Origin of the sequence: Curtobacterium sp. MCLR17_044 (genome assembly GCF_003234435.1) — a bacterium.
Taxonomy (GTDB): Bacteria; Actinomycetota; Actinomycetes; order Actinomycetales; family Microbacteriaceae; genus Curtobacterium; species Curtobacterium flaccumfaciens.
The window spans coordinates 11,921-28,914 of sequence record NZ_QKTC01000008.1; the positions used below are offsets into that span (position 1 = coordinate 11,921).

The 16,994-nt window shown below is 66.4% G+C and carries 16 protein-coding genes; 10 read left to right on the forward strand and 6 right to left on the reverse strand.

The genetic code is table 11. The annotated features are described in order from the left end of the window. From DEJ04_RS06930 to DEJ04_RS06945, 4 genes are read left to right on the forward strand one after another with little or no spacing between them, the layout of a single operon-like run. Positions 1–948, forward strand: a complete 948-nt coding sequence (locus DEJ04_RS06930; protein WP_146248662.1) for a hypothetical protein — start codon at positions 1–3, stop codon at positions 946–948. Then, positions 932–2,428 carry a sugar transferase gene (locus DEJ04_RS06935; protein ID WP_111046638.1) on the forward strand — a complete coding sequence of 499 codons (1,497 nt, stop codon included), beginning with the start codon at positions 932–934 and terminating at the stop codon, positions 2,426–2,428. The genes DEJ04_RS06930 and DEJ04_RS06935 overlap by 17 nt, the downstream gene beginning before the upstream one ends. Next, on the forward strand, positions 2,425–3,549 hold the full coding sequence (locus tag DEJ04_RS06940) for a glycosyltransferase (RefSeq protein ID WP_111046639.1): 1,125 nt from the start codon (positions 2,425–2,427) through the stop codon (positions 3,547–3,549). The genes DEJ04_RS06935 and DEJ04_RS06940 overlap by 4 nt, the downstream gene beginning before the upstream one ends. A gap of 22 nt (positions 3,550–3,571) precedes the next feature. Next, the gene (locus tag DEJ04_RS06945; protein WP_146248663.1) at positions 3,572–4,861 is read left to right on the forward strand and encodes a lipopolysaccharide biosynthesis protein; all 1,290 of its coding nucleotides are present in this window, start codon (positions 3,572–3,574) and stop codon (positions 4,859–4,861) included. Between the two features lie 64 nt (positions 4,862–4,925). Here DEJ04_RS06945 and DEJ04_RS06950 read toward each other — a convergent pair whose 3' ends face one another. From DEJ04_RS06950 to DEJ04_RS06970, 5 genes are all read right to left on the reverse strand, one after another. Continuing rightward, positions 4,926–6,215: an O-antigen ligase gene (locus tag DEJ04_RS06950; protein ID WP_111046641.1), complete on the reverse strand. Its 1,290-nt coding sequence runs from the start codon at positions 6,213–6,215 to the stop codon at positions 4,926–4,928. Beyond that, positions 6,212–7,213, reverse strand: a complete 1,002-nt coding sequence (locus tag DEJ04_RS06955; RefSeq protein ID WP_111046642.1) for a glycosyltransferase family 2 protein — start codon at positions 7,211–7,213, stop codon at positions 6,212–6,214. Before DEJ04_RS06955 ends, DEJ04_RS06950 begins: the two co-directional genes overlap by 4 nt. Further along, complete coding sequence (locus DEJ04_RS06960; RefSeq protein WP_146248664.1) at positions 7,210–8,184, reverse strand: glycosyltransferase; 975 nt, start codon at positions 8,182–8,184, stop codon at positions 7,210–7,212. Before DEJ04_RS06960 ends, DEJ04_RS06955 begins: the two co-directional genes overlap by 4 nt. Then, positions 8,181–9,161 carry a glycosyltransferase family 4 protein gene (locus DEJ04_RS18170; protein ID WP_146248665.1) on the reverse strand — a complete coding sequence of 327 codons (981 nt, stop codon included), beginning with the start codon at positions 9,159–9,161 and terminating at the stop codon, positions 8,181–8,183. Before DEJ04_RS18170 ends, DEJ04_RS06960 begins: the two co-directional genes overlap by 4 nt. A gap of 130 nt (positions 9,162–9,291) precedes the next feature. Beyond that, a complete protein-coding gene (locus tag DEJ04_RS06970) occupies positions 9,292–10,227 on the reverse strand; it encodes a glycosyltransferase family 4 protein (RefSeq protein WP_181437754.1) in 936 nt (311 codons plus the stop codon). 271 nt (positions 10,228–10,498) lie between these two features. Here DEJ04_RS06970 and DEJ04_RS06975 point away from each other — a divergent pair, with 271 nt between their 5' ends. From DEJ04_RS06975 to DEJ04_RS06990, 4 genes are all read left to right on the forward strand, one after another. Beyond that, positions 10,499–11,326, forward strand: a complete 828-nt coding sequence (locus DEJ04_RS06975) for a glycosyltransferase (protein WP_181437755.1) — start codon at positions 10,499–10,501, stop codon at positions 11,324–11,326. A gap of 117 nt (positions 11,327–11,443) precedes the next feature. After that, entirely contained in the window at positions 11,444–12,526 is a 1,083-nt protein-coding gene (locus DEJ04_RS06980) for an acyltransferase (protein WP_111046646.1), read from the forward strand. Positions 12,527–12,597: 71 nt separating this feature from the next. Continuing rightward, positions 12,598–14,418 carry a DUF4012 domain-containing protein gene (locus DEJ04_RS06985; RefSeq protein WP_111046647.1) on the forward strand — a complete coding sequence of 607 codons (1,821 nt, stop codon included), beginning with the start codon at positions 12,598–12,600 and terminating at the stop codon, positions 14,416–14,418. A 379-nt stretch (positions 14,419–14,797) separates the two neighbouring features. Continuing rightward, the gene (locus DEJ04_RS06990; protein WP_110864288.1) at positions 14,798–15,361 is read left to right on the forward strand and encodes a hypothetical protein; all 564 of its coding nucleotides are present in this window, start codon (positions 14,798–14,800) and stop codon (positions 15,359–15,361) included. Positions 15,362–15,430: 69 nt separating this feature from the next. Here DEJ04_RS06990 and DEJ04_RS06995 read toward each other — a convergent pair whose 3' ends face one another. Continuing rightward, positions 15,431–15,895: a VanZ family protein gene (locus tag DEJ04_RS06995; protein WP_111046648.1), complete on the reverse strand. Its 465-nt coding sequence runs from the start codon at positions 15,893–15,895 to the stop codon at positions 15,431–15,433. A gap of 259 nt (positions 15,896–16,154) precedes the next feature. On the opposite strand from DEJ04_RS06995, the gene DEJ04_RS07000 reads away from it, so the two are divergent. Together DEJ04_RS07000 and DEJ04_RS07005 are read left to right on the forward strand one after the other, a co-directional pair. Next, complete coding sequence (locus DEJ04_RS07000) at positions 16,155–16,484, forward strand: hypothetical protein (RefSeq protein WP_071248415.1); 330 nt, start codon at positions 16,155–16,157, stop codon at positions 16,482–16,484. Positions 16,485–16,585: 101 nt separating this feature from the next. Then, positions 16,586–16,915 carry a hypothetical protein gene (locus DEJ04_RS07005; protein ID WP_217499688.1) on the forward strand — a complete coding sequence of 110 codons (330 nt, stop codon included), beginning with the start codon at positions 16,586–16,588 and terminating at the stop codon, positions 16,913–16,915. Positions 16,916–16,994 lie beyond the last annotated feature (79 nt).

The window sequence follows — 16,994 nt, forward strand, 5'->3', positions numbered from 1 at the left end:
ATGAAGAATCGCCGGGGAACCCGAAGCCTCGGCCGCGCACTGCCCCGGACCACGTTCATCCTGGTGGCCGTCGTGGTGGTGGCGCTGATCGTCGTCGACGTCGTGCTCGTCGCGCTCGCCCTGGGCCGGACGGCGCCCGAGGAGAACGGACCCGCCGGCCCGATCCCCACCTTCTCGGGAACGCCCGACCGGCGCGAGACACCGCGACCGAGTGCGTCTGCCGACGCAGACGCCGCCTCCACCAAGCAGCAGGGTCGCCGCCTGCTGGCAGCGGTCGACGGCCAGGAGGCGTGGCGCGCGTCCGGTGGGTCGTGCGGCGGCCCGCGGCCGGTGCTGGAACACTCCGTGGACGGCGGGGCGACGTGGGTCCCGGTGGGACTCGGGACGGATGTCGGATCGCTCATGGCGATCCGGGCCTCCAGTGCGGAGCTCTCGGTCCTGGTGGGTGTCGGCGACGACTGCACCACGACGGCGCGGACCAGCACCGACGCCGGGGTGACGTGGGAAGCCGGGGCGCCCGGCGCCGCCGGCGCCGGCATCAGCACCGACGGTGTCGTGCTCGCGAGCGGGACGGAGCAGGCGCCGTGCGGCGACCCGATCGACGCGTTCCAGGGTGAGAAGACCGCGGTCGTCATCTGCGACGGCCAGCTCGAGTGGCGCACCGGCGATGCCGCCTGGGTCGACGTGCCGATGGGCGGCGTCCGTTCGATCGGCGTCGACGGTGGCAACTACACGCTCGCCCGCGTCGGTGCAGCAGCGTGCGACGGCGTGCAGATCGAGACCATGTCCGCGTCGGACGTGACGCCCTCGTCGTCCACCACACCGATCGGCTGTGCCGACGGCGCCGACACCGACGACACGGTCACCATCGACCGTGCCGGCCAGGACGTGTGGCTGTGGGACGGCACGACCGTCCGGGTCTCGTCGGACGGTGGCGCGACGTGGTGACCGGGTCGTCGTCGTGACGGCGGATGCGCTCCGCGCACCGCGCGCCGTCGGCGCCACCGACGAGTGGAGCCGCACGTACTCGCGCCGTGTGCTCTTCACCGACCTGCTGGCCCTGATCTGGGTGGTCTTCGGTGTGCAGATCGCCTGGCTCGGGCTCGAGTCGAACCTGGCGACCAACACCGCCGACCTGCGGCTGAGCTACTCCGCGATCTCCATCGTCGTGATCGTCGTGTGGATGAGCGCACTCGCCCTGTACGACACCCGCGGTGCGCGGGTGATCGGCGTCGGCAGCACCGAGTACCGCCTGGTCGCGGACTCCAGCGTCCGCGTGTTCGGCCTGCTCGCGATCGCGGCGTTCCTGCTGCACGTCGACCTGGCCCGCGGCTACGTGCTCATCGCGTTCCCGATCGGGATCCTCGTCCTCCTGCTGTCGCGGTGGATCTGGCGGCAGTGGCTCGTAGCGCAGCGTCAGCAGGGCGCGTACTCGGCGACCGTGCTGCTCGTCGGGTCTCCGGCCAGCGTGCTGCACATCGGCCGCGAACTCGCTCGTTCCCCCGAAGCCGGCTACCGCGTGGTCGGGGCGGTCGTGTCGACGAACCACCGCGGTCTGCTGACGGGTTCGACCATCCAGAGCCACGGCGGCTTCGACGACGTCGGCTCCGCGCTGCGCGAGACCGGCGCCGACACCGTCGTGATCACCAGTTCCGACGACCTGCCGCCGGAGCGCGTCCGCGAACTCAGCTGGTCGCTCGAGCCGGGCCGGCAGCACCTGGTGGTCGCGCCGAGCCTGACCGACATCGGTGGCCCCCGCATCCACACCCGGCCGGTGCAGGGCCTGCCGCTCATCCACGTCGAGACGCCGACGTACTCGGGGCGCAAGCTCTACACGAAGCGCGCCTTCGACCTGATCGGTGCAGGACTGCTCGTCGTCGTCCTGTCGCCGCTGCTGCTCGTGCTCGCCGTGCTGGTGAAGACCACCTCGACCGGTCCGGTGTTCTTCCGGCAGGAGCGCGTCGGCCTGAACGGCAGCACCTTCCGGATGATCAAGTTCCGCTCGATGGTCGTCGACGCCGAGGAACGCCTGCAGGAGCTCAGCGCACTCGACCGGGCCGAGGGCAACGACGTCCTGTTCAAGATGCGGAACGACCCACGGGTCACCCGGGTCGGCGGGTTCATGCGCCGCTACAGCCTGGACGAGGTGCCGCAGCTGTTCAACGTCCTGGCCGGCAGCATGTCCCTCGTCGGACCCCGACCGCCGCTCGCACGTGAGGTCGCCCGCTACGACACCCACGTCCACCGTCGGTTCCTGGTGAAGCCCGGCATGACCGGCCTGTGGCAGGTGAGCGGCCGATCCGACCTGTCGTGGGAAGATTCCGTGCGGCTTGATCTGTACTACGTGGAGAACTGGTCGATCGTCGGAGACGTGTTGATCCTCTGGAAGACGATCCGCGCTGTCGTTGCGAACAAGGGTGCATATTGAGCCGCAAGAACTCGAGACGGCCCCGGGCGGCCGTCATCGGCACGCGCGGATACCCGAGCTACTACGGAGGGTTCGAGACTGCCGTGAGACGGCTGGTTCCTTCCCTCGCTGACGCGGGCTGGGACGTGACGGTCTACGGCAGGAACGGGGCACAGAACGACGATCCGAAACGAGACCCTCGAGTGACAGTTCGGCAGACTCGGGGGATCGAGTCGAAGGCCTTGAGCACGCTCACGTACGGCTTCACCTCGTCGGTGGACGCGATCGTGCGCGGTACTGATGTTGCCCTGGTCATGAACGTGGCCAACGGGTTCTGGCTCCCGCTCCTCCGGTTGCGCGGAGTCAGGACCGTCGTCAACGTCGACGGCATCGAGTGGGAGCGCGCGAAGTGGGGGAAGCTGGCACGGGCGGTCTTCCGGACTGGTGCTTGGCTGACCGCCAAGTTCGCCGACACGATCGTCGTCGACGCTGAGGCGATCGGCGACTACTGGCGCAAGAAGTTCGGGCGCGAGAGCGTGTTCATCCCGTACGGGGGTGACCTCGACGCAGGCTTCGATGTTCCGTTGGGTCTCCAGCGCCGGCAGTACGTGCTCGTCGTCGCCCGATTCGTCCCCGAGAACACGATCGCAGAGTTCCTGGAAGCTGCCGAGGCGCTCGCTAGCGAGTACGACATCGTGATCGTCGGTTCGAGTGGATACGGCGGTGAGCTGGACGAGCGTGCCCGTGAACTGGCCGACGGCAGCGAGAAGGTTCGGTGGCTCGGCCACTTGTCCGACGACCGTCTGCTGCATGCGCTGTGGGAGCATGCAGGCGTCTACTTCCACGGGCACAGCGTGGGTGGGACCAACCCCGCACTCGTGCAGGCAATGGCACTGGGGGCTCCGACTGTTGCTCTGGACACCGTCTACAACCGCGAGGTGCTCGGTGCGGACCACCACGCGTTCGTCGCAGCCGAGCCCAGCGAGATAGCCTCGGCCATCTCCTCGGTCCTCCGTGATCCGGAGGAGCAGGCGCGCATGAGCGCACTTGGCACGGAACGAGCCCGTCGTCGCTACTCGTGGCGGAGCGTCTCCGAGGGGTACGAGGCGGCGCTCCGGCAACTCCTTGTGAAGGAGAAGTAGCTTGCCTCGGTCAAGGGGCGACGTGAACGGTCCCAAACCGACAAGCAAGCTCCGCGATCTGGGCGCGAACGCCGTCGGAAATCTGATGGCCCCCCTCGCGTCCTTCGCGAGTGCGCCGATCCTTGCTCAGGCACTTGGTGTGTCCGAACGAGGGGAACTTGCTGCGGCTACGGCTCCGTTCCTCTTCGCTTCCATCGCGGCGACGGTCGGTATCCCGGAGTCGATCACGTTCTTCACCGCGCGCAGGAAGGGTGGGACGAGCCTTGTTTGGCGGAGCGTTCCCTTGCTCGCCGTCATGTCGGTGGTCGCCGCGATCGCCATCTTCTTCGCGGCACCCTTCATCGCCGCTGGTGATGGCGAGGTAGCGCTGCTCATCCAGGCGAGTGGGGTCGCTCTGTTGCCCACCGCCCTGATCGCTGCCCTTCGGGGAGCCGCGGCTGGACACGGAGACTGGGCGGCGGTCCGCAACGAGCGGATCATCGGTGCCGTAGCGCGTCTCGCGCCCATCGCAATCCTGGCTGCCATCGGGGAGCTGACCGTGACCACGGCAGCAGCGATCGTGGTGCTGTCTCCCTTGGTCGGTCTGCTGGCATTCCTTCGGCTCGGTCGACACCCACGAGCGGAATCGTCGGTCGCTCAACGGCAGATGCTGGGCTACGGGTGGCGTGTCTGGATCGGCTCGCTGTCCGGCATTCTCCTGTCTCGACTCGACCAGATCTTGCTGAACCCGTTGGCCGGCGAGCGTGAACTCGGGCTGTACGTGGTCGCCGTCAACATCAGCGATGTCACGCTCATCGTGATGACGACCGTCACATCGATCATGTTCACGCAGGACGCTCGCGAGCGCGACGATGCGGTGCTCGCGAAGACTGCCCGGCTGACGCTGCTCGTCATGCTCTTGGTCACTGTCGTGGTCGGCGCCAGCCTGCCGCTCTGGGTCGGCCCGTTCTTCGGAGCGGGCTTCGAAGCTTCGATCCCAGCGGCATGGGTGATGCTCATCACCTATGCTCTGACGGCACCGGGCGTCGTGGCCGGCACTGCGCTGGGAGCCCGTGGGAGACCAGGGAGCCGCAGCGTCGCCCTCATCGTTGCGGTGGCCGTCAACTGCATCGGCGTCGTCGCGCTCGCACCACCGCTCGGAGCTCTGGGCGCGGCACTCGCCACGCTCGCCGGCAACGGGACCGCGGCGGCCTTGAACCTGTACTTCTTGCACAAGCGACTCGACGTCGATGTGCGGCCCTTCCACTCGGTGCACCCGGCCGAACTCCGCGAGCTGTGGACCTCGATACGCGCTCGCTTGCGATCTCGGTGATCTCCCGAAAGCGCTGACAGTGGTGGGCCGTCAACGCAGCCGCTGCCGTGATCAAAACGGCGGGTCAGGTCGCGGTGGTGTAAGTCCGACCCCGTGGCCGGCGAGCCGGGCGCTCCTCGCGACTTCGGGTGTCGTGCAGCGATGAAGTCGTCGCGACGATGACGCCGAGAAGCATCCAGGTCACGGGTTGGAACAGCGCGTTCGAGAAGAACGAGTTGGTCAGGACTGCGATCAACAACATCCCCTCTATCCGCTTCAGCGATGTGCACACGAGGAAGGCGATGAGCAAGAAGAACGGCACTGCGAGCCAAGCCGCGTCCACCCACAGACCGAGCGCCCAGTTGCTCGCTACTGAATTCGCTGACTGGTCCGAGTAGAAGATGCCGGAGACTCCCACCCGGCCGCTCGAGCTCAGACCGTGGCCATGCCAAGGCGCGCTGTCGGCGAGAGCACTCAAAGTACGGTTCTGCTGCACTCGAGCTTGCGCAGACACGTCATTACTCTGAGCAGTCAGGGTGCTCCCCAGACGGGTGAGCAGGTCCCGGCGCAAGTCGGGGAGTGCGGTCGTAGCGACGACGAGGGCAAAGAGGGTCAAGCAGAGGGCCCTCAGACGCCCCGTCTTTCCATTCCCCAAGAGACGGTCACCTGGCGAACGTGTGCGGAACCAGACGAGGATCGCGATGAGCGCCGCAACGCCCGCCCCGAGCCAGGCCGCTCTCGCAAAAGCCAGAATGAGTGCCGAGAGGTTGACCAGAACGAGGGCTATCCGAAGGGTCGGATGCATGGGCAGCCGCCATGCAAGCAGGGTGCCAACCGCGGCAAACATCCCCAACCAATCCGGTTCTGGGTAGAAGCCAGTGGGTCGCCCCAGCGCTGAGACTTCGACGTGCCAGAGGTCAGTGGGCACCAGGTGAGCAACTTGGAGCAGTCCGAGTGTGGCAGAAGCGGACGTCGCGCAAAGCAGCCCCGACAGGATCGGTTGTCGAAGATCTTCGTCCCATCCTGCGGCGAGCATGGCTGCTGAGGCCGCCAGCGCCATCAGCTGCAAGGCAAGACCGGGGTTCACCACGAGATCGCCGAGGAACACGGTGAGTGCTATGGGCACGCAGGCGATCGGTAGAGCGAAGACTCTCCAGCCGAGCTGCGTCTCCTTGTGGCCCGCTCGTGCCAAGAACCAGGCAAGCACGATGGGCGTGAACAGGTGCACGTTCTCGATCTGGACGCTGAAGAGACCGGCGCTGGTGCCCGCGACAAACGGGATCGCCGTGGTGCGGGCTCGCGAGGATGAGACGGCGCAGATGAAGGTGACGACGAAGACGGCGGCCAGGATCGCGTAGCCGAGCGGCGCGTTCATACGGGCGGCCGATCTTCAGAGGAGGTGTGCGCCGTCGAATCGTCGGCCGTTTTCGACGAGGGCAAAGCCGGAACCGTGACAGCAACGCGGTCGTGGTCCCGTGAAGGACGAGCAGACGTCGCTCCAACCACGTATCCCGCGAGGGCGAGGCAAGTCTTGCGGAGACGCTGAGAGCGCTCGCGCCGGAGAGGGCGAAGTGCGAACTTCACCAGTTCCTTCAACCCCCTCGGGCGCAGGAGTTCCAAGCCGTTGCCCCGGTCGATCATGACTCGAACGCGGTTTCTTGCTGAGTAGTAGTAGAAGTTTCGGCTTTGACCTGTCTCTTCACTGGTTCCCCCGACCGCGTGCCATACCGATGCGTCTCGAATCACCGTCATGCGGAGTCCGAGGTCCTGTGCTCGTAGCGACAGTTCCACATCTTCCCAGTAGAGGAAGAGGTCGTCGCGGAATCCTTTGAGTCGACGCCATGCTTCCGGCGTGAAGACGGGTGCCGCGCCGCACATGAAAGTCGTAGAACGGGCCTCATCGATTTTGGCCGGGTCGTATGGCTTCAGGTAGTCGTCGTGTGCCACGTCCCCCGTTCCACTGTCAGCGACGCCCCCTGCGAACCATATTCGCTCGTTGCCACTGTCGCCGGTGAGCACGAGCGGGCTCACGATGTCGTCAAGACCGAGGGAGAGCCTCCGCACAAGCGACTCGGGTGCCCCTGCAGCTGGTTCCGTGTCCGGGTTGAGGAGCCAGACAGGAGAGTTCGGAGCTGCACTCAGCGCGGAGTCGATCCCGTGGTTTGCGCCGACACCGAAGCCCACGTTGCTGGGTTCGACGATGATCTTCGTCGGAACGGGCAACCTGATGGATGCGAGCCGCTCAGCCTCGAGCGGATCGTCGGAGTTGTCTACCAATACGACTCGTCCACACCATGCCGGATCGACCGCGGCTGTGCTCCTCCTGACGAAGTCCGAGCTGTGGTAATTCACGATGACGACACTGAGCATCACGGGCTGCCCTCTTTCCTCATCCGCTCGAGAGCTCCCAGCACTCGCCGCCCGAACGCTTCTTTGCTGTACTCGCGTTCCCAGTAGGCACGTACCTCATCCGCCCGCGCGCCGGAGGTCTGCCCGATGGCGCGAAGCTGGGGCACGAGGTTTGTGCCTGCACTCTGGACGAAGTCTCCGTCGAAGTACTCGTCCATGCCAGCGACCCACGAAGCGATGACGGGCTTGCCTCTCTGGAGCGCCTCGACGAGCACCATGTGGCCGGCCGCTCGCCCGTTGTCCGTGAGGGGTAGGAACACGACGTCGCTGTCTGCGAGGAACGAACTGAACTCAGCGGCGTCGATGGAGGGCAAACGACGAACTCGTCCGGTGTCGAATTGGAGGGTTCCTCCTGCCGCGATGACGAGCCGGAGGTCGTCGCTGGCCTCGACCTCGTCGACCAGTCTCGAGATGGCATCTTCGTCTCGATCCGAAGTCCCGCCGACGAAGATCGTCGTCGTGGCTTCTTCATTCTGTGGGTGAAGCGCCGACTGCTGCGAAGCGGGTGGATCCGCGAAGGTCGCTCCGTACCGCACGGACAGCGCCCGTCCACCGGCTGTTCGCCATCTCGACGCCTCATGCTCCGACAGCGTGACCACCGGGCGAGATCCGAGCACGCTCCGCAGCAGGCGCCAGCTCCGACCGTCTTCGACGGCGTACAAACCCACCGTCGACACGTCCCGGTAGCCGAGAATTCGAGCGGCGACCGTCGTCCACGGATTCATTGCGATGAGCGGCCCGTGTGCCAACGACAGGCGTGCACGGGCGGCGACACGGAACGCATCGAAGCCGAGCCCCAGCGCCCGCGAACCGAAACGCTTCCCACTGGGCGCCGGGTTCTCAACCCGGATGACCCGGCGGACACGCGGGTCCTTGCCCCACCGCTCGGCGCCTTCGAGCGGGCGAGCTCCGAGGTCCAGGACTGTCCAATTCATGACCGGGCCCAGGTCTTCCACTCGTCGAGCGCCCACGCGGTCGCGTCCGCGCGGACTTCCGCGAGCAATGCGGTGTCACTGGCGATCGCTGATCGAATGGTCTCAGACCATTCGAGCGCTCCGGCGTCTTGCCCGAGGAGGAACGGATAGCTCGCACCGGTCATCGAGGAGAGCTCCCTGGCGCTGCCGATCACGGGCACGGCGGCCTCGATCGCGCGCGCAGCGATGCCGCTCTGGTAGTAGCGCCGGTATGGGATCAGGACAGCGGAACTCGTGTTGATGAGGTCATTCATCTCGTCCTCGGAGACGAACTCGTCTCGCACCGCCCAACCAGCAACCGGAGGCCAACCGCGGCCCACGATCTCGAGCCGCGCATCTGGAAGCAAGGGCGCGAGCGTTTCCAGGAGGGCGAGGTCGCGGTCCGGCTTCCACTGCCCGAGTACCCGCACGAATGGCGGATCTGAGGGAACCGGCACCGTCGCCAGGTTCGCGAGCGGGTGCGGAAGCTGTACCAGTGGCCCTGCACGACCTGCAAGGTCCTCGGCAGCGAGTTCGCTGTGCACCATGAGTGAGTGCTTCGGGGCCAGAAGAGTCGCAACCCTTGTGCTCACGGAGCTGTACCCGACGGCGCGGACGAGTGGCAGCGGATCGTGCATCACGATCGTCGTGGGTCGGCCGGCAAGCAAAGGAGCGACGACCCGATCGATGTGACCCAGGGCTGGCCACGTCACGAGGACGCGGCAACCGTGACGGCGCACCCGTCGGGCCCGGAGCAACGCACTGGCGTATTCCCTGATCCAGGCGACCCGGGATCTTCCGGAGAAGGACGGTTCGGGTACGGAGAAGACAGTCACCGAGGAGCCCGAGTCGACGAGTATCCGTTGTAAGCGCTCCGTGTAGTGCCGCAGAGCTCCGGCCAGTGGGTTCACGATGATCACATCAGCGAATGGCCCGGAAGGTGCGGTCGGATCGGTCACCCCTTCGTTCCCCTCGCTCTGCTGGTTCGACGCGTTCAGCCTGTACACCGCGGTAGTCGGTTGACGGACAGAGGCAACAGCCCGCGGCGTCGACAACGTGAGCCTACCGATGGGGGAGAGGGCGTCACTGTCATTCGTGAAGCCACGAGTCAGCTGCGGCTCTCCCGTCGACTGTCGGGAGCGACTCACGAACAGCTGCCCGCGGAAGCAACTGTCCCATCGTGGTGACGACGCGCGTTCCGAGACTCTCTCCGAGATCCGCCGTCGGGACAATGGTGTGCCCGTGTTCTCGCAACCAGTCGGCGAGACCGGTTTCGTCCGAAGCAACGATGGTGACGCCGGCGGCGAGTGCTTCTCGCAGTTGCAGCCCGATCTGCTCTCGCCAGCGGCCGTCGCGGACGCTCGGGGCGATCAAGACGTCTGCAGCCTCGTAGAACGAGGCGAGTTCTTCGTGAGGAACCTGCCCCAGGTACCGTCTCCGCTCGGGCCTCCTGCGGACCCAATCTTCGACTTCGGGGCGCAGCGGACCACTTCCGATGATCGTGATGGTCGCCGTCGGGAGTTCAGCTTCGACCTTCGTCCAGGCATCGAGCAGGATCGATATCCCCTTGCGGTGTTCGAGCCCGCCGACGAAGAGCGCGTTCTGGTTGTGCACTCGCGGGGTCTCCTCCTCGTCCGATGAGAGGGTGCGCGCCGGGAGCTCGGTGAACACCCGAGTGTTGGGGAGCCGGAGCCTCCCCATGTGCTCGTAAGCGCGTCGAGCTCCATCAGAGCCGAAGGCAACCCGATCGACGAGCGGCGTGACGATGGTCCCGAGGAGCCAGATGAAGGACTCCTTCACGATCCGTGGCACGGGAGCGTTGCCGAAGAGCGCGTCCGCGGGCATGTTGTTCTCCAGCGCGTAGAACACTGTCCGCGCAGGTCGTCCGGTCACGAGTCGGGCAACCCGCGCGCTGACCATGAGGATCAAGGCAGTCGGGAGAAAGCGGGCCCAGAGAGGCTCCGGGATCTCGATGCTTCGGGCGCGGGTGGTGAAGATGCGCCGTATTGCCGAGAACACGTTCACGTGGATACACCAAGCGGGCAAGGTGGACTGGCCCGGAAGGTCCGTGTGCCGGATGAAGTACCAGATCTCCGCTGGACCCATCTGTTCCGAAAGCGCCAGGTCAGCGCCACGCAAGTGCACGTGGATTCGGATGGATCGGGAGCGATCTCGGTGGGGGGCCGTCATGGACGCTCCTGGTCGGTGCTGGCGGTCGCGTAACGTGAGTCTCGCATGGCCGTCACCCCTGGCGTGCTCCGGCGGAAGGAGACTGGTGCGAGTCTTCGCATGCATCGTGACCTACGAGCCCGACGTCGAGCTTCTGAACGCCAACATCGCCGCGGTTCTCGGCCAGGTCGAGGGGATCGTGCTGGTCGACAACGCCTCGAGCAATCTGTCGTCGTTCGTGCAGACGATCGATCCTCGTGTCCACGTCCTCCGCCAGTCGCAGAATCAGGGCTTGTCCCGGGCGATGAACGCAGCTGTGCGCCGCGCCCGAACAGATGGCGCCGATGCTGTTCTGATGCTGGACCAGGATTCCGTTGTTTCCGCGGGTGCCGTCTCTTCCCTCTCGAACGCCTTGCGTGCTGATCCAGGCCTCGCCATCGTTGCGGCCCACATGGTTGACCGAAACGTCGAGGAAGTCGACGAGTCGCGGACCGACGGGTTGGAAGCGGTCAACGCCTGCATCACTTCTGGTTCGCTCGTGCGACTGAGTGACTGGGCAGCCGTGGGCGGATGGGACGAAAACCTGTTCATCGACTACGTCGACTTCGACTTCTGCCTCCGTCTCCGGATGCGAGGAAAGGGCATCAGGATCGACCACGAGACGAAGCTGGACCACGCAATCGGCAACGCGCAGCGAGTTGGCCGAGTCGTGGTGTGGGGGCACGGAGCGACACGACTTGAGCACATGGCGAACGACGTCGTGCGCTACGCGAAGAAGCATCGACGATCCCCGGCTGGGCTGCAGGTGGTTCCGCGTGGCATCGCACGGGCAGTCGCGGGACTCTGCTGGAAGGCCGCGGTCGTCCTGCGGTACGAGCAGGACAAGTCCGCGAAGTTGCGTGCTCTAGTACGAGGGACCGCGAGGGGTTTTCTGGGTGGTCTCAACGCAACGTAGACCTGCTCCACCTTTGCTTGCGTCAAACAGCCGTTCCCGGGGCGGCTCGCCAATCTTTCCCGCTGGTCGTTAGCTCCAGGACCGTAAAAGGTGTTCCCGCGAAGTAAGATCACGCCCATGGTGAAACCCACGGGCCGTTTGCCTGCGCTTGACGGCCTGAGGGGTGTCGCGGCTGTCACCGTTCTCGTCCACCACTCACTCTTGGTGATTCCAGCCATAGCCGCTGACCGGGCCTCCGCTGCTTGGATCGTCAGGTCACCTCTGCACTTGTTTTGGGCGGGCAACGAGGCGGTGTACGTCTTCTTCATCTTGAGCGGCCTGGTGCTCACTCTTCCCGCCCTGCGACGCGGCAGGATGCACTGGAAGCCGTACTACCCATCTCGGCTCCTTCGGCTCTATGTCCCGGTAGTTGCGTCTGTCGGCTTCGCCATCGTGCTCGCGCTCATCGTTCCGCGGGTCGGGATGCAAGGCAGAAGTGTTTGGATGCAGTCGCATCAAGAAGCGCTGACGCTCGGAAGCGTCGCGCGGAACGTTTCCCTACTTGCTCCAGACTGGCTGAACAGCCCTCTCTGGTCGCTCAAATGGGAAGTGGCCTTCTCATTGCTCCTCCCGGTCTACTTACTCGTCACGAAATGGACCCGCCACTGGTTCATGCTCATGGGGGTCGCTGCGCTGATCCTCTCGTCCGCAGGATCAGCAATCGGGAGTGCCGCGCTGACATTTCTGCCGATGTTTATGATCGGATCTGCGGTAGCCAGCGCTGTCTGTTCCGGCCGAGTGCTCGTCCGAAATGCCGCTTGGCCATGGATCATGTTGGCGTCAGCGTTGGGCATCACGTTGAGCTGGTGGGCCCCCGGATTTCTGCCTCCATCCGCGGCTTTCCCCGTTGTTCTGGCATCGGCAAGCGGGTTCGTTCTCTCGGCGGTGTACTGGCCACCGATGAGGGCGGTTCTCCAAAAGCCGACCATTCAGTGGCTCGGCAAGATCTCGTTCAGCCTGTACCTGGTGCACGAACCGGTGGTCGTGTCCGTCGGACTGCTTCTTCCTGCGGGTCTTGCCTGGCTCGCCCCGGTGTTGGCTGCGCCTCTGGCGCTCGTCGCGGGTTGGTGGTTCTTCCGGCTAGTGGAGGCTCCGGCCCACCGGCTCGCAAAACGCTCGGCTACGTGGATCGCTCTGAATGATCGAAGTGTGAAGCGATAGGGCACTGTCTCCTCGCAGGAGCGCCTCGCGCCCATGGTTCGGAACAGTCCCGGGCGACATATGGTTGTGTCATGTCCGACGCGCCCGAGTCGCGACGCACTGCAGTACGCCGGGGGTCCAGGGCCCGGATCGTCCTGTGGGTCGTCCTCGCCCTTGTCCTGCTGCTGATCCTCGCCGTCGCTTGGGTCGGTGTCCGCGGCATGCTCGCAAAGGGGCACCTGGAGCGGGCCGTCGGTGACGTCGACACCCTCCGGTCTCAGCTGACCGGCGGTGACACCGCCGCCGCCCAGAAGACGGCACGCCACCTCGAGGACGAAGCAGCGTCGGCTCGATCACTGACCGGCGACCCCGTCTGGGGCGCTGCGCAGTCCGTGCCGTTCTTCGGGACCAACCTGCGGGCCGTGCGTGACATCTCGGTGATCGTCGACGACGTCGCCAGCGACGCCGTCAGTCCCGTCGCCGGCGTCATCGACGGCCTCGGGTCGGACTCGTTCGCGCCGAAGAACGGCAAGATCGACCTCCAGCCGATCGAGGACGCGCAGCCGGCGGTCGCCGAGGCCACGAAGACGCTCGAGCAGGCCCGTGCCGACGCGGCGCGGATCGATACCAGTGGAACGCTGTCGCCGGTCACCACCGCCGTGGGACAGCTGCGGAACGCGCTGTCGTCAGCGTCAGAGCAGGCGGTCGCGGCGAACCGCATCGTGCAGCTCGCGCCGGCCATGCTCGGTCACGACGGGGACCGGAACTACCTCCTGCTGTTCCAGAACAACGCCGAGTTGCGCGCGGGTGGTGGCATCCCCGGCGCTGTGGCGCTCCTCCAGGTGAAGGACGGCGCGATCAGCCTGGGGAGCCAGGCATCGGGGTCCTCGTTCGGGGAGTACGACAAGCCGGTACTGCCGCTGACGGCCGACACGCGTGGGCTCTACGGAGAGATCACCGGCGAGTACATGCAGGACGTCACGCTCACGCCACGCTTCGACGTGTCAGCGAAGCTCGCTCGGGAGATGTGGAAGCAGCGGTTCGGGCAGCAGGTCGACGGCGTGCTCGCCATGGATCCCGTGACGCTCGGGTACGTGCTGAGGGCAACGGGGCCGGTGCAGCTGCCGTCCGGCGACACTCTCACGTCTGACAACGCGGTCCAGCTGCTGCTCAGCGATGTCTACGCGAAGTACCCGGACGGCAATGTGCAGGATGCGTTGTTCGCTTCTGCCGCGAGCGAGGTCTTCGAGAAGATTGCATCGGGGGAGTTCGACGCGAAGGCCTTCGTGTCGGCGCTGACCCAGAGCGCTGACGAGGGCCGCCTGCGCCTCTGGACTGCCGACAAGGCCGAGCAGCGCCGCATCAGCGGGACGCCGATCGCAGGCGAGCTGCCGACGGCGACCCCCGACTCGAGCCAGTTCGCCGTCTACCTGAACGACGGCACGGGAGCGAAGATGGACTACTACCTCCAGAAGCGCGTCTCGGTCGGCAGTTCGGTGTGCCGGAAGGACGGGCGACCGACATCTGTCGTCCAGATCACCATCAAGAACACGGCACCGGCCGATGCGGCGACCAGCCTGCCCGCGTACGTCACCGGCGGCGGGAACTTCGGCGTGGAGCCCGGCAAGATCAAGACCCTGCTCGCCGCGTACGCACCCGAGAACGCGATCTTCCTCGGCGCCACGAAGGACGGCAAGACCACTCCGGTGCAGACGGCGACCGACGGCGGGCACCCCGTGGCCCAGCTGCAGACCCTGCTCGCCCCCGGCGAGAGCCTGACCTACCGTGTCGCGTTCCTGGGCGATGCGAAGTACGCGAAGGCAGCGGTGCAGGCGAGCTCGACTCCTGGCGTCCGCCAGACCGAGACGAAGCCGCTCACGTTCGACTGCGAGCAGCCGCTCGCCGCCGGCTGACAACGGAAGCTCCGCAAAGCGAACCGAGAGGGTGCCCCCACTCCGAGGGGCAACGGGCCCACCTTTCCGGGTTCAAAGGCTCCTGATCTGACGCACAGTGTGTTCTAGTTCGCCCCGTTGGGGCCTCCCACCTGGGGTTTCTGGTGCGTGAAGCCTCGATCGGCCGACGGTGGGGAGGTGTGACGGGCAGTGGACGCAGATGAACACACGTCGACCAATGAACAAAATCCACGTGATCTGGTATCAAGCTGGGAAACTCCGCTAGATTGAGACAACTTCGCCATAACAACCGCCATTTCTGTGGCAGGGGTCAACCACCGGCGAACAGCGGGCTCTGGGTGTCAGGGTCTGGATTTTCAGATCTTTAGGGGAACCATTCATGAAGAAGCTCATCGCAGCGGTGGTGCTGGCTGGCGCCGCACTGCTCGCCACTCCGGCCGTCGCCAACGCCGCCGGCTACACGCCTGACTCCGACGTCTCCGTCTCCGGCTCCGCCGTCGCCGGTGGCACCGCTTCGGTGAACTTCACCGAGGGCGCGTTCCAGGACAACGAGACCGTCAACGTCCAGGTCACCGGTGCCGGTGCGGTCACGCTCGGCGCGCTGCCGACCACGACCGTCTCGAAGACCTACACGGCCGCTTCGGATGGCTCGCTTGACGTCAACGTCACGTTCCCCCAGGGTGCCTCGGGCACCTACAACCTGACCGCCACCGGCGCCACCTCGGGCGTCGTCGGCTTCGCGGCCTTCACCGTCGCCCCGGCTGACGCTGCTGCGGTTCCCGCAGCTGGCGCCGGTGCTGGCAACGGCACCGACGGCACGCTGGCCTTCACGGGTTCGACCGTCTCCGCCCTGGCCCTCTGGGTCGCCGGCGGCGCAGTCGTCCTCGGTGGTGGCCTCCTGCTGGTCCGCGGCTCGGTCCGCCGCCAGCGCGAGTCCGTCTGAGTCTCGACGCACTGAACGAAGCCCCCGGAGCATCTGCTCCGGGGGCTTCTTCGTGTGCGGAGGACGTCGTCAGCGACGCCGGGCCGCCCGGCTGAGCAGCAGCACACCCGCTACGGCCCCCAGGAGCGCCCCCACGCCGTTGGCGACGACGTCGTCGATGGTCGCGGTGCGGGCGGGCAGGAACAGCGCCTGACCGGTCTCGATGCACGTGCTGACGACGAGCCCCGCGGCGATGGCGGCCCACCACCAGCGGGCACCGGCGAGCAGCACCACGAGCAGGCCGAGCGGCACGAAGTAGACCACGTTCGCCAGGGACTCCACGGTGGCGTAGTCGATGCGCTCCGGCAGGCCGTGCCGGTGCGCGGCAGCGAGGACACGGGTGAGCCACGGGGCCCCTGCGGCGTCGACGGGGGAGCCCCAGAACCCGACGAGCGCCAGGGCGACGCCGTAGGCGATCGCCAGCCCCGTCGCGAACCGACGGCTGCGCCAGGTGGCCGGGGCGCGGTCGTCGACGCGGGGCTTGTCGGAGGTCACGTGCCGACGCTAGCGAGTCGCGCCTCCAGGCAGGTGTCCGCACCATCTCGTCCCCCGATCCCGGCGATCCGGAAAACGAGTACCCCGATCCTGGCGCTGTACCCCGGAAGTGCGACGCACCTGCCCGGAAATCCGGGGCTGCCCGATGGATGGCATTGACGAAACCCGTGAATCGACGGGCCTGGCTGGCGATCCCCTCGGCACTTCTCGTAGCGTTCTGGTGTCAGCAGATGTACCCCGGATCGTGAAGGAGAGCGACATGAGCATCACCGTGAACAACGCGACGCAGGCCGAGGTCACCCTCGACACCGACACCGTGGACACCATCGCGATCCTCGAGGCCGATGCAGCGCTCTCCTCGCGCCCCAAGCGCGCCAAGGTCACCTGGGTGCAGGAAGACCAGGGCGAGTGGATCGCCGGCTACGGCGGGTACTTCGGCGGCAGCGTCGACAAGCGCGACGACCGTTACGTGGCCTCCGACACCTTCGGGCTCGTCGTGGGCGAGTTCTCCTCCCTCGAAGAGGCACAGACCAAGCTCGAGGACCAGCTGCACGTCATGCTCCCGCCGGTCATCCGGCCGGTCGAGTGACGACGACGGACACCAGCTCCACCGGCGTCGATCGCGACGCCCGCACCACCCGGAACCACCGGCACCACCCAGTACGCAGCACAGCACGAAGGAGCATGACCATGAGCACGACCGTCGCCCACCGCCAGCAGGCCGAGGTGACCCTGGACACCCAGACGATCGAGGTCATCGCCGAGATCGAGGCCCAGGTCGTGGCTCCCGTGCAGGCAGCCCCCGTCCGCATCTCGTGGGCCCAGGCCGACACCGGCCTGTGGGTCGCGAACTACGGCGGCTACTACGGCGGCACCGTCGACCGTCAGGGCACCCACTTCTTCGTCTCCGACACCTTCGGTGAGTACGTCGGGGACTTCCGCTCGCTCGACGAGGCGAAGGCGCGCCTGTCCGAGCGCCTGCACGTGCTGCTGCCGGACGTGATCCGTCCGACCGCGTGATCCACTGCTGATCGCTCGCTGATCCTCGAACCCCCGCCGGCCTGCCGGCGGGGGTTCTTCCGTGCGCCCGGGGCGCGAA